Annotated in this window: 9 protein-coding genes and 1 pseudogene; 4 read left to right on the forward strand and 6 right to left on the reverse strand. The window is 64.8% G+C overall.

Going from position 1 to position 11,356, the window contains the following annotated elements; genetic code table 11:
• Positions 1 to 200: pseudogene (gene eno / locus ABYW26_RS04235) on the forward strand (phosphopyruvate hydratase); the annotation flags it as partial.
• Positions 201 to 368: 168 nt separating this feature from the next.
• Here the strand turns inward: eno and ABYW26_RS04240 are convergent.
• From ABYW26_RS04240 to ABYW26_RS04250, 3 genes are read right to left on the reverse strand one after another with little or no spacing between them, the layout of a single operon-like run.
• A complete protein-coding gene (locus ABYW26_RS04240) occupies positions 369 to 911 on the reverse strand; it encodes an RSP_2648 family PIN domain-containing protein (RefSeq protein ID WP_372603549.1) in 543 nt (180 codons plus the stop codon).
• Positions 908 to 2,107, reverse strand: coding sequence for an RSP_2647 family RNA methyltransferase (locus ABYW26_RS04245; protein WP_372603550.1), 1,200 nt, complete (start codon positions 2,105 to 2,107; stop codon positions 908 to 910). The genes ABYW26_RS04240 and ABYW26_RS04245 overlap by 4 nt, the downstream gene beginning before the upstream one ends.
• Positions 2,108 to 2,148: 41 nt before the next feature.
• The gene (locus tag ABYW26_RS04250; protein WP_372603551.1) at positions 2,149 to 2,802 is read right to left on the reverse strand and encodes a DUF6778 family protein; all 654 of its coding nucleotides are present in this window, start codon (positions 2,800 to 2,802) and stop codon (positions 2,149 to 2,151) included.
• A 227-nt stretch (positions 2,803 to 3,029) separates the two neighbouring features.
• Here ABYW26_RS04250 and edd point away from each other — a divergent pair, with 227 nt between their 5' ends.
• Entirely contained in the window at positions 3,030 to 4,835 is a 1,806-nt protein-coding gene (edd, locus tag ABYW26_RS04255) for a phosphogluconate dehydratase (protein WP_372603552.1), read from the forward strand.
• A 60-nt stretch (positions 4,836 to 4,895) separates the two neighbouring features.
• Here the strand turns inward: edd and der are convergent, their stop codons facing one another.
• From der to ABYW26_RS04270, 3 genes are read right to left on the reverse strand one after another with little or no spacing between them, the layout of a single operon-like run.
• Complete coding sequence (gene der, locus ABYW26_RS04260; RefSeq protein WP_372603553.1) at positions 4,896 to 6,356, reverse strand: ribosome biogenesis GTPase Der; 1,461 nt, start codon at positions 6,354 to 6,356, stop codon at positions 4,896 to 4,898.
• Between the two features lie 48 nt (positions 6,357 to 6,404).
• Positions 6,405 to 7,733: a PQQ-binding-like beta-propeller repeat protein gene (locus tag ABYW26_RS04265; RefSeq protein WP_372603554.1), complete on the reverse strand. Its 1,329-nt coding sequence runs from the start codon at positions 7,731 to 7,733 to the stop codon at positions 6,405 to 6,407.
• A 59-nt stretch (positions 7,734 to 7,792) separates the two neighbouring features.
• Positions 7,793 to 8,437: a hypothetical protein gene (locus ABYW26_RS04270; RefSeq protein ID WP_372603555.1), complete on the reverse strand. Its 645-nt coding sequence runs from the start codon at positions 8,435 to 8,437 to the stop codon at positions 7,793 to 7,795.
• A gap of 190 nt (positions 8,438 to 8,627) precedes the next feature.
• Here ABYW26_RS04270 and ABYW26_RS04275 point away from each other — a divergent pair, with 190 nt between their 5' ends.
• Positions 8,628 to 9,752, forward strand: coding sequence for an efflux RND transporter periplasmic adaptor subunit (locus tag ABYW26_RS04275; RefSeq protein WP_372603556.1), 1,125 nt, complete (start codon positions 8,628 to 8,630; stop codon positions 9,750 to 9,752).
• The coding region (locus ABYW26_RS04280) for an efflux RND transporter permease subunit (RefSeq protein ID WP_372603557.1) at positions 9,749 to 11,356 on the forward strand (1,608 nt) is incomplete at its 3' end. The genes ABYW26_RS04275 and ABYW26_RS04280, both read left to right, overlap by 4 nt.

The raw sequence follows: 11,356 nt of genomic DNA on the forward strand, positions 1-11,356 counted from the left end.
ATACCAACGTGATGAGCCACCGCTCGGGCGAGACCGAGGACGCCACCATCGCCGACCTCGCCGTCGCCACCAACTGCGGCCAGATCAAAACCGGCTCGCTGTCGCGGTCGGACCGTTTGGCGAAATACAACCAGCTGATCCGCATCGAAGAAGCCCTGGGCGAAACCGCGCTTTACGCTGGCCGTTCGATCCTGAAATAAGCGACTGATCCGATTGCGACCGGCCCTTCGGGGCCGGTCATTTCTTTGCCTCGCGGCCTTTGGCCGCTCAGGCATGAGTATTTGAGCCAAGAAAAAGACAGGCGTTTCTTTTTCGCTCAAATATCCCGGGGTTTGGGGCAGCGCCCCAATCCTGCGCTTTCAACCAGATCAGCGGCTCAGGGCCTTGCCCAAACGGGGCAGGTGGGCGCGTTTCATCAGCGCGCGCAGGTTCAGGTCCTCGCCGGACAGGCGGCAGGCCTCGGCGTGGACCTTGTTCACACAGGCGGTGATTTCGGCTTCGGCCGTCGGCAGCAGACGCATCAACAACTGATCGGGGTCCAGCCGTTCCAGACCTTCTTCGGTCAGGGTGTGGCGTGGAAAGTCCTGTGCGTTGAAGGTCAGCAGGATATCGGCCGAGCCGGTTATCGCGGCGGCCAGCACATGCACATCCGCCGGGTCAGGCAACCAAAGCCGGGCCTCGACCCCTTCGGCCCAAGGCACCACCGCGCGCGGCCAGTTAGCGCGGACCAGCGCGATCTCGGCGCGGGCCTGAGCCTCGCCCGTGGGGCCGATCTTGCGGGCGGCGCGGGCCCATTCCTCAAGGATGCGTTCGGACCACAGCGGGGTGAACAGCCCCTGCCCGGCCACGCATAGCAGGATTTCCCGCAGCACCGTCGGATACAGCACACAGGCGTCCAGCAGCACTTTCATGGCAGCAGGCGGAAAAACAGCGCCTTCAGATAGCCGCTTTCGGCCAGTTGCGGCATCAACGGGTGGTCCGGTCCGGCAAAGCCGGTGTGTAGCAATTGCGCCGTGCGCCCGGCCCGGCCGATGCCTCGGGTCGATGCGCCGCGGAATTTCGTCAGGTCCGCCGCGTGCGAGCACGAGCACAGCCCCAGATAACCGCCCGGCGCCACCAATGGCGCGGCCAGACGGGCGACACGTTCATAGGCGCGCAGACCGGCCTCAAGCGCGTTTTTCGACGGCGCGAATGCCGGCGGATCGCAGATCACCACGTCGAATTGCGCGCCTTCTTCGGCCAGCGCGGTCATCACCGCAAAGGCATCGCCCTTGCGGGTGGCAAAGCGGTCCGAAACCCCCATCGCCGCCGCGCCCTGTTCGGCAAGCTCCAGCGCGTTGGCCGATCCGTCAACCGCCAGCGCCGAGGCCGCGCCCCCAGCCAGCGCCGCCAAGGAAAACCCGCCCACGTGCGAGAACACATCCAGCACCCGCGCACCGTTCGACAGGCGGGCGGCAAAGGCGTGGTTCGGGCGCTGGTCATAAAACAGCCCGGTTTTCTGGCCGCCGATGATGTCGGCGATATAGGTGGCGCCGTTCATCGGCACCGGCACCGGCGCGTCGATGGCGCCTTGCAGGATCCGGGTTTCTTCGGTCAGGCCTTCCAGCCCGCGCGCCCGTCCGGTGCCGTTCATCACGATGGTCGACACGCCGGTCACCTCGGCCAGCGCCGCTGCAAGGTCGTTGATCAGCACATCGGCCCAGGCCGCGTTCGGCTGGATCACCGCGACATCGCCAAAGCGGTCGATCACCACGCCGGGCAGGCCGTCGGCCTCGGCATGGATCAGGCGATAGAACGGCGCGTCGAACAGCCGGGTGCGCATCTCCAGCGCCGCCCGCAGGCGGCTGGCGATCCAGCCTTGCCCGATCTCGGCCCCGGTGTCGCGGTCCAGCATCCGGCAGATGATCCTGGAGTTGGGATTGACCGCCACCAGCCCCAGCACCGCATGCGCGTCGTCTTCCAGCACGGCGATCGTGCCCGGCGACAGCGCCTTGGTGCGCCGGTCGGTGACCAGTTCATTGTCATAAACCCACGGGAAACCGTGACGAATGGCGCGGGCATTGGCCTTGGGCTTAAGCCGCACAACGGGATAGGAGGAGGTCATCATAGCCTCCTCCTAATCGGTTCCGCTGATTTGCGAAAGGGGGATCAGTTCAGAGCCGACAGGCTGATCGGTGCGGGGGCTTGTGCCGGATCGGGCAGATGCATCGCGGCGCGGATCGCGTCGTTCACATGCTGGCTGATCCGCAGTTTCTGCGTCTCGCCCCGGCTCATCGCTTCAAGCGCGCGGGCACCGCCATAGGCTTCGAATTCCAGCTGGATCAGCTGCGGCGCCTCGATCTCGGCGCCGGTTTCGGCGTCAAAGACCGTCAGGAAGAAATGGATGTCATGGGTGCCGCCGATGGTATAGCGGGTCTTTTCCGTCAACGCATGAAAGCGGACCAGTTGCAGGTCCAGAATGACCGGCCGCCCTTCTGTCGCGCCCGCCACGGCGGCATCGGCCGCGCCCTGAACGATGTCATGCACCTGCGCATAGCGGTTGCCCAGCGGGTCTTCGCGCCAGACGATGTCGGCGTGGGGGAAAAACGTGTTGGCCTCGGACACTTTCAGGGTCTCGGGCACGCGGACATCGACGCGTTGCACCGCATAGGGTGCCTGCACCGCGGACCGGGTCCCGATCGCGGCGGTCATTTCGGTCACCGGAGCAACGGCCGGAGCATTGCGGGTTGCCGTGTCGACCGTCGCGCAGGCCGACAGGCCAGCGGCCGCGATCAGGGCCACACACACACGTGTCGGTTTCATCATGTTCTCCTTGGCTGCTCGGCCAGATTCAAGCGGGCGCATTTCGGCCCCTGTTTCGCTGAAGAATATTTCGCCTGAAATTTGGGCGAATTTGAGGAAACTATCCTACCATTCCAAGGCGCCCCCTGCTTTCGGCCCCACAGCGCGCCGAGATAGGCCGCCTCTTGGCATCGTTATCGCTAACGACTATAGCTGAACTGCTCACCGTAACCCTGATAAGGAATGCAATGCCCCTGCACAGCGTCGTTGCCCAGGTCACTGACCGTATCGCTGACCGCTCGCGCCCCACGCGCAGCGCCTATCTGGACCGCGTTGCCAAAGCCGCCGAGTCCGGCCCGGCGCGGGCGCACCTGACCTGCGGCAATCAGGCCCATGCCTATGCGGCAATGGGCACCGACAAGGCGGCGCTGGCTCAGGGGCGCGCCCCGAATATCGGCATCATCACCGCCTATAACGACATGCTGTCGGCGCATCAGCCGTTCGAACATTTCCCCAACCTGATCCGCGTCACTGCCCGCGCCGCAGGCGGCACCGCTCAGGTCGCGGGCGGCGTGCCTGCGATGTGTGATGGGGTGACACAGGGCCAGCCGGGGATGGAGCTAAGCCTGTTCTCGCGCGATGTCATCGCCTTGGCGGCGGGCGTGGCGCTGAGCCATAACTGTTTCGACGCGGCGATCTATCTGGGGGTCTGCGACAAGATCGTGCCCGGTCTGGTGATGGCCGCCGCGACCTTTGGCCATATCCCGGCGGTGTTCCTGCCCGCTGGCCCGATGACCAGCGGCCTGCCCAATGACGAAAAAGCCAAGGTGCGCCAACGCTTTGCCACCGGCGAAATCGACCGCGCCGCCCTGATGCAAGCCGAAATGGACAGCTATCACGGCCCCGGAACCTGCACCTTTTATGGCACCGCGAACAGCAACCAGATGCTGATGGAGTTCATGGGCCTGCACCTGCCCGGCGCCAGCTTCGTCAACCCCAACACCCCGCTGCGCGAGGCCCTGACCGTCGCCGGAACCAAACGCGCGCTGGAAATCACCGCTCTTGGCAATGACTATCGCCCGGCGGCGCAGGTGCTGGATGAAAAGGCCTTTGTCAACGGCATCGTCGGGCTGATGGCGACGGGCGGCTCGACGAATCTGGTGCTGCACCTGCCCGCCATGGCCCGCGCCGCCGGGATCATTCTGGAGACCGGCGATTTTGCCGCCCTGTCGGATGCGGTGCCGCTGATGGCCAAGGTCTATCCGAACGGGCTGGCCGACGTGAACCATTTCCACGCGGCGGGCGGTGTGGGCTATATGATCGGGGAATTGCTCGACGCGGGCCTGCTGCACCCCGACAGCACCACCATTACCGGCACCGGGCTTGCCGCCTATACGCAAGAGCCGAAACTGATCGATGGCCGCCTCGACTGGCAGCCCGGCAGCGGCACCAGCCTGAACACCAGAATCCTGCGCCCGGCCTCGGACCCGTTCCAGCCGACCGGCGGCCTGAAAAGCCTTGATGGCAATCTGGGCCGCGGCGTGATCAAGGTCTCGTCCGTCGCCGCCGACCGCCATGTGATCGAGGCCCCGGCGCGGGTGTTCCACGATCAGGACAGCGTCAAACAAGCCTTCCAGAATGGCGAATTCACCAAGGACACCGTGGTTGTCGTGCGCTTTCAGGGCCCGCGCGCCAATGGTATGCCGGAACTGCACGGCCTGACGCCCACACTGTCGGTGCTTCAGGATCGCGGGCTGCGGGTGGCGCTGGTCACTGATGGCCGCATGTCCGGCGCCAGCGGCAAGGTCCCCGCCGCGATCCATGTCAGCCCCGAAGCCGCCGAGGGCGGCCCGCTGGCCCGCCTGCGTGATGGCGATCTGGTTCGGCTGGATGCCGACGCCGGCACCCTGACCGTGCTGGCCGATGATTTCGACAGCCGCACACCGGTCACCGCCGACCTGAGCGCCAACCAATTCGGTCTGGGCCGCGAGCTGTTCGATATGTTCCGACACACCGTCGGCCCCGCCACCACCGGGGCCTCGGTGGTGGTCTGATGGCTTTTTCTTGGTGAAAATACTCACTGCGCGCGCCAGAACGCGGGCGCGGCGCAACGGTTATTCGCCGTGCGCCTTCTTGCCCAGATGCTTGCGCAGCCGCGACGGGGTCGATTTGGTCTTGCCCTTATAAGGGTTCTTGTCGCCCTGATCGCGCAGTGTCAGCCGGATCGGCGTGCCGGGCATATCGAAATCCTGCCGCAGCCCGTTGACCAGATACCGCTTATAGCTGTCCGGCAGCTTGTCCGGATGCGAGCACATCACCACGAATCCCGGCGGGCGGGTCTTGACCTGAGTCATATAGCGCAGCTTGATCCGCTTGCCGCCCGGCGCCGGGGGCGGGTGCACCTCCAGCATACCACTCAGCCAACGGTTCAGACGCGCGGTGCTGACCCGGCGGTTCCAGACATCATGCGCCTTCATCACTGCGTCATGCAGACGGTCCAGCCCGCGACCGGTCTTGGCAGACACCGTGACCAGAGGCGCGCCTTTCAACTGCGGCAGCAGCCGGGCGAATTCCTCTTTCAGCTCTTTCAGCTTGTCCTGTTTCTCGCCTTCGAGATCCCATTTGTTGACCGCGATCACCACGGCGCGGCCTTCGCGTTCAGCCAGATCGGCGATGCGCAAGTCTTGCTGTTCGAACGGGATTTCCACGTCCAGCATCACCACCACGACCTCGGCGAATTTGACCGCGCGCAGACCGTCGGACACCGACAGTTTTTCCAGCTTTTCCTGAACCTTGGCCTTTTTGCGCATCCCGGCGGTATCCCAGATGCGCACCGGCGTGCCGCCCCAGTTGAACTGGGTCGAGATCGCATCGCGGGTGATCCCGGCCTCGGGACCGGTCAACAGCTTTTCTTCACCCAGCAAGGCATTGATAAGCGTCGATTTCCCGGCATTCGGGCGCCCGACAACGGCCACTTGCAGCGGCCGGGCATCGGTCAGTTTGCGCGGGCCTTCGTCCTCGTCATCTTCCGAGACATCGACATCGGTTTCCGGCGCGTTTTCGGCGGCGCGCTTGGCGAATTCATCGGCCAGCGGCATCAGCATGCTGTAAAGGTCGTTCAGGCCTTCGCCATGTTCGGCCGACAGGCGGATCGGCTCGCCCAGACCCAGACTATAGGCTTCGATCACACCGGCGTCGGCGGCGCTGCCTTCGGCCTTGTTGGCGGCAAGGATCACATGGGCGGATTTCTTGCGCAGGATCTCGGCAAAGACCTCGTCCGCAGGCAGAACCCCGGCGCGCGAGTCGATCATGAACAGACAGACATCGGCCATTTCCACCGCGCGTTCGGTCAGTCGGCGCATCCGGCCCTGAAGGCTTTCATCAGTGGCCTCTTCCAGACCGGCGGTGTCGATGACAGTAAAGCGCAGATCGCCCAGACGCGCTTCGCCTTCGCGCAAATCGCGCGTGACGCCCGGCTGGTCATCGACCAAAGCCAATCGTTTCCCGACAAGTCGGTTGAACAGGGTGGACTTGCCCACATTGGGGCGGCCCACGATGGCCAGGGTAAAGCTCATTCTACGCTCCCGAGCGATTCAGAAACGCCCGCATATACCATTCCCGCGTCAGCGGAAAGCGTGCAGTTGGCCCTTGCCGCCAAGGATATACATCACACCGCCGGCGATCACCGGCTCGGACGCGGCGCCGCCGGGGATATTGGCCGTGCCGATCAAGGCGCCGGTATCGGGCGCGAAGAACCGGATCAGCCCGTCATCCGAGGCGACAATCAGGCGGCCATTGGCCATGACCGGGCCGAAATGAGCGTGAACCTCTTTGCGTTTCTTCAGCTTTTCCTTGGTGAAATACGGCAGATCGACCGCCCACACCACCTGACCGGTCTTGCCATCCAGTCGGGTCAGCTTGGCGTCGTCCGAAACAAGGAACACCGCGCCGTCGATCGGCAGAACCGGGCTGTAGCTGCCGACTTCGGCCGTCCAGATGCGATCGCCGCCCGCCGCCTTCAGCGCCACGGTGCGGCCCGAGGGGGTGGCGACATAGATCACATCGCCATCGACGACCGGATCGCCGGTGATGTCGCTGATCGTGGCATAGACGCGGCCACGGCGCTGGCCCGAGATCGCGCTGCTCCAGACGCGGATGCCGCTTTTGCGCAGGGTCGCTGTCAGCTCAGCCGAGCCGAACGGGAACACCGCCAGACGGTCGGTCAGGGCCGGAGCCGCGCCGCCGATCACCCCGGACGGCGACGGCGTGCCGGGCAATTGCCATTGCACGCGGCCATCTTCGGCGCGGATCGCCCAAGCCGAGTTGTCGCGGGCGACCACATAGACGATGCCATCGCGATAGGTCGGTGCGCCGGTCATCACCGCATCGGTGTCCTGCTCCCACAGCACGGCCCCGGTCGCGGGGTCCAGCGCGGTCAGCTGGCCAAAGCCGGTGGTGACAAACACCCGGCCATCGCCATAGGCGACCGCGCCGCCGGTAGCGTCATTGACGCTGTCGCTGGGCGGAACCAGTTCGACGCTCCACAAAGCGGCGCCGGCGGTGGAATGCGCCATGACCCGCGATTGCGCATCGACGGTAAAGATCCGGCCTTCGGCGACAACGGGGTCGCTGCTGATGCGGTATTTGTTGCTGTTGCCGGCGCCGATATTGGCGGACCAGATCAGCGCGCCATCCCCGGCATAAGCGTGATGCACCGGACGGTGCCCGGAACTGCCGCTGGTTTGGGTCCAGTCGGTCAGGCTTTCCTGAGCCGGTAATTTCAAGGCGGCCGCAACCACCGGTTCGGCGGTAGCGTCAGCGGCGGCATCGGTCGATGTCAGCAACGAGTCGCGGACGTCGATGCGTTCGCCTTCAAGGATGACTTCGCGGTTCCCGCAGGCGCCCAACAGCGCCAGAGCCGCTGCAATTCCGATGGTCTGGGTAAGTTTCACTGCCCCTGCCCCCAATTATCCTGTCTTGGCCTTATATGCCCGAAACCGGGCGGCTGACCTCAGGAAAGATCCTCTAACGACCCACCCAGCGCCACAATCAACTGACTGGCCCGCTGACGCAAGCCCGCAGTGGCGTCGCTGGCCTGAATTGCCTCGCGCAGCAATGCGATTGCCTGCTGGTTGTCGCCGGTTTCGACCGCGATCAGCGCCAGATGCTCCAGCGCGGCCGGGCGGAACGGCTGACCGGGGGCGCTGAGCGGCCCCAGCGCGGCACGGCGGCTTTCCGGCGGCGTGGACTTGCCCTGCGCCACCACCATCTTGATCGTCGCCAGCTGGCGATAGGCCAGCGGCAGGCCGGCATCATCGGCAATGGCCTGATAGCGTGCGGCGGCATCGGGGCCGGTGGCCTCGCCCGCGGCCAGCAGTTCGACCAGAACCCGCGCCTGACTATCCGTCTGCACCTGATCCAGCGCGGCAATCCGCGCGGCGGCATCGTCCTTGGACAGCGCCGCCAACATGCCATCGCCCAGCGCCTGCGCCGCTGCGACCTGTTGGGCCTTTTGCCATTCGAAATAAGACGCGCCACCCACGATCAGCACCACGGCGACAATCGCGATCCAGCCGTATTTGCGGAACAGTGCAAACAGGCGGTCGCGGCGCACCTCTTCGGTGACTTCGTCGATAAAGCTGTCAGGGTTGCTCATTGATCTCTCTCCGCCCAAACGGGACATTCGCGGGTCGTCTTACCTTAGGTGCGCCGACCTTGCCAAGCCCCGCTGCACCCGATGATCCGCCATGCTTGCACCTGAGCCGGGGAATGCGTATTCTGAACCGGTTAGTTCAGAATGTCCGGACAGGTGAATTACAGCGCCGGAGCTTGGGGTCGAGGTCTTTATGCGTATCGTATCTTTTATCATCGCCATTGTTGTGACGGTTACCCTGTATCTGCTGCTGATGGAACGGGACACTCTGTTGGAATTCGCCGGGCGCAGCCCGGATACCGAAGAAACCCAGGATGCGGCCCAGACCCCCGACACTAGCGCCGACACCCATCCGGCCGAGGCAAACCCGGACGCGGTTCCCGTCATGGCGATGCATTCCAGCGCCCGCCCGGTCAGCGATCTGGTGATGGTGCGTGGCCGGACCGAAGCCGCCCGGCAAGTCAACGCCCTGTCCGAGACCTCGGGGCGGGTGGTGTCTGAACCGCTGCGCAAGGGCACTTTCGTGGCCGCGGGCGATGTGATGTGCAAGCTGGACCCCGGCACCCGCGAGGACGCGCTGGATCAGGCGCGCGCCGCCTTGGCCGCGGCTGAAATCAACGACCGCGCGGCGCAAAGCCTGCGCAAGGACGGCTATGCTTCGGAATCCCGCGCTGCCGCGACCGGGGCCGCGATTACCTCGGCCCGCGCCGCCGTCGCCGCCGCCGAACGTGAAATCGAACGCCTGACCATCGCCGCGCCCTTTGCCGGGGTGCTGGAAACCGACAGCGCCGAATTGGGCGCGCTTTTGCAACCCGGCGCCCTGTGCGCGACGGTGATCCAGCTTGACCCGATCAAGCTGGTGGGCTTCCTGCCGGAAACCGAGGTCGCCAAGGTCAACAGCGGCGATCAGGCGCTGGCGCGTCTGGCGACCGGGGCCAATGTCACCGGCACGGTCAGCTTCCTTGGCCGCTCGGCCGATCCGGCGACCCGCACCTTCCGGGTCGAGGTGGAAATTCCCAACCGCGATCTCAGCATCCGCGATGGCCAGACCGTCGAGATGGTGCTGGCCTCGGGCAGTCTTGAGGCGCATCTGTTGCCGCAATCGGCGCTGACGCTGGATGACACCGGCGCCTTGGGCGTGCGGATCATCGACACCGGCGACATGGCGAAATTCATCCCGGTCACCGCGCTGCGCGACACGGCCGAAGGCATCTGGGTCTCGGGCCTGCCGTCCGAGGCCGATGTCATCACCATCGGGCAGGAATATGTCATCGACGGCGTGCAGGTGCGCGCCAGCTTCGGAGAGGCGACGCAATGACCGGCATCGTAGACTGGGCGGCCAAGCACGCCCGCATGGTGATCGCCTTTATCGTGCTCTCGCTGCTGGCGGGGGCACTGGCCTATGCGAACCTGCCGAAAGAGGGCGAACCGGATATCGAAATCCCGGCGATCTTTGTATCGGTGCCCTTCCCCGGCATTTCCGCCGAGGATTCCGAAAAGCTGTTGATCAAGCCGATGGAAACCGAGCTGTCCGATCTGGACGGCCTGAAGAAAATGAGCGCCACCGCCGCCGAGGGCTATGCCGGGATCGCGCTGGAATTCGAATTCGGCTGGGACAAGACCAAGATCATCGCCGACATCCGCGACGCGATGAACACCGCCGAGGCCAATTTCCCCTCGGGCGCCGAGAAATACGTCATCTCCGAAATCAACTTTTCCGAATTCCCGATCATCATCGTGAACCTGTCCGGCAACGTCCCCGAGCGCACTTTGCTGCGGGTGGCCAAGACCCTGCAGGACCGTCTGGAAGGTCTGGATTCGGTGCTTGAGGCCGGTCTGGCCGGGCAGCGCGACGAGATGCTTGAGGTGGTGATCGACCCGCTGCGGTTAGAGGCCTATAACGTCACCGCCGCCGAACTGATCTCGGTCGTGGTCAACAACAACCAACTGATCGCCGCGGGCGAGGTCGAAACCGCCACCGGCGCGTTCTCGGTGAAAATCCCGTCCTCGTTCGACAACCCCCAGGATGTTTATAACCTGCCGGTGAAAAAGAACGGCGACCGCGTTGTGACGCTGGGCGATCTGGCCGATATTCGCCTGACCTTTCAGGACCGTCAGGGCACCGCCCGGTTCAACGGTGAAACCACGGTCGCGTTGCAGGTGGTCAAGCGCAAGGGGTTCAACGTCATCGACACCGCCGCGCTGATCCGGCAAGAGGTCGAGGCCGAGCGCGCCAGCTGGCCGCCCGAGCTGCAACGCTCGGTCAAGGTCGGCACCTCGATGGACCAGTCGCATACGATTGCCTCGATGGTGCAACAGCTTGAAGGCTCGGTCCTGACCGCGATCGCGTTGGTGATGATCGTGGTTCTGGCCTTCCTTGGCAGCCGCTCGGCGCTGCTGGTGGGCTTTGCGATCCCGACCTCGTTCCTGCTGTGCTTTGTGCTGTTGGGGCTGATGGGGGTGGCGATCTCGAATATCGTGATGTTCGGCCTGATTTTGGCCGTGGGGATGCTGGTCGATGGCGCCATCGTGGTGGTGGAATATGCCGACCGCCGGATATCTGAGGGCGCAGGCCCGATGCATGCCTTTACCGAAGCCGCCAAGCGCATGTTCTGGCCGATCGTCAGTTCGACCGCGACCACGCTTTGCGCCTTTCTGCCGATGCTGTTCTGGCCCGGTGTGCCGGGTGAATTCATGGGCATGCTGCCGGTCACGCTGATCTTTGTGTTGTCGGCCAGTCTGGTGGTGGCGCTGGTTTATCTGCCGGTCATGGGTGGGGTCGCCGGGCGCTGGTCGCGGGTTCTGGACCGCACCGCCGCGCTGTTGCAACCGCTGCCGTGGTGGGCGCGGGCCGCGATGGTGCCGGTGACCCTGTATCTGGTGGTCCTTGGCTGCCTGCAAATGCTGAATCCGTCCTATCTG

Source organism: Actibacterium sp. (assembly GCF_041584535.1).
GTDB lineage: Bacteria > Pseudomonadota > Alphaproteobacteria > Rhodobacterales > Rhodobacteraceae > Actibacterium_D.

What these genes read in the sequence shown, in the direction of transcription:
- ABYW26_RS04240 (WP_372603549.1), bottom strand. Translation starts at nt 911, where the DNA reads ATGAAAGTGCTGCTGGACGCCTGTGTGCTGTATCCGACGGTGCTGCGG.
- ABYW26_RS04245 (WP_372603550.1), bottom strand. Translation starts at nt 2,107, where the DNA reads ATGATGACCTCCTCCTATCCCGTTGTGCGGCTTAAGCCCAAGGCCAAT.
- ABYW26_RS04250 (WP_372603551.1), bottom strand. Translation starts at nt 2,802, where the DNA reads ATGAAACCGACACGTGTGTGTGTGGCCCTGATCGCGGCCGCTGGCCTG.
- edd (WP_372603552.1), top strand. Translation starts at nt 3,030, where the DNA reads ATGCCCCTGCACAGCGTCGTTGCCCAGGTCACTGACCGTATCGCTGAC.
- der (WP_372603553.1), bottom strand. Translation starts at nt 6,356, where the DNA reads ATGAGCTTTACCCTGGCCATCGTGGGCCGCCCCAATGTGGGCAAGTCC.
- ABYW26_RS04270 (WP_372603555.1), bottom strand. Translation starts at nt 8,437, where the DNA reads ATGAGCAACCCTGACAGCTTTATCGACGAAGTCACCGAAGAGGTGCGC.
- ABYW26_RS04275 (WP_372603556.1), top strand. Translation starts at nt 8,628, where the DNA reads ATGCGTATCGTATCTTTTATCATCGCCATTGTTGTGACGGTTACCCTG.